Here is an 808-nt window from a genome sequence, read left to right as displayed (position 1 = left end):
AAAGCCGAAGAAAGCAACCGCTTAAAAACTGCTTTTCTGAATAATATGAGCCACGAAATACGCACACCACTAAACGGAATAACAGGCTTTATTGGAATTCTGCAAGATTCCGAAATTGATGATGAAGAGAAACAACAATTTTTCGACATTATAAATAGAAGCAGCGAAAGACTGATTGCCACGGTTACTGATATTATGGATATTTCGAGAATTGAAGCCGGGGAGGTTAAGGTTTCAAAATCGGAGGTATCGGTAAACGAGATTCTCGAAGAACAGTATAATTTTTTCTACCACCAGGCTCAATCAAAAGGACTTGAACTAATTTATAAACCAAGCCTTTCGGACAGTGAAGCACGCTTTGTTACCGACAAACACATACTGGAAGGAATACTTATCAACCTGATTAAAAACGCGATTAAATTTACCGATCAGGGAAAAATTACCTTTGCTTGCTCACTAAAAAAAGAGCATGATATTGATGTCCTGGAGTTTTATATAAAAGACACGGGAATAGGAATTCCAGCAAACAGAATTGAAGCCATATTTAATCGTTTCGAACAAGCTGATATTGAAGATAGAAGAGCATTTGAAGGCTCGGGACTGGGGCTTGCCATTGCAAAGTCTTATGTTGAAATGCTGGGTGGTGACATCAGCGTAAAATCTAAAGAAGGAGAAGGTTCCACATTCACCTTTAGCATTCCTTACACTAAACAGTTTGTGAAAGAAAGCGATGCCAAAGAGAACACAAATAAAGAACCGCAAGTATCTTTAAGTAATTTATCGGTAATTATTGCTGAGGATGATGAAA

At 37.7% G+C, this 808-nt stretch carries 1 protein-coding gene; it reads left to right on the top strand.

Annotated features, from left to right (window positions below; all coding sequences use genetic code 11):
* Window positions 1–808, top strand: an 808-nt coding sequence (locus HNS38_RS20120; RefSeq protein WP_253939386.1) for a HAMP domain-containing sensor histidine kinase, incomplete at both ends; no start/stop codon positions are given.

The sequence above is a fragment of the Lentimicrobium sp. L6 genome, assembly GCF_013166655.1.
GTDB lineage: Bacteria > Bacteroidota > Bacteroidia > Bacteroidales > UBA12170 > UBA12170.
Note: the sequence above shows the minus strand (reverse complement) of the source record. Positions and strands in the feature narration are given on the sequence as shown.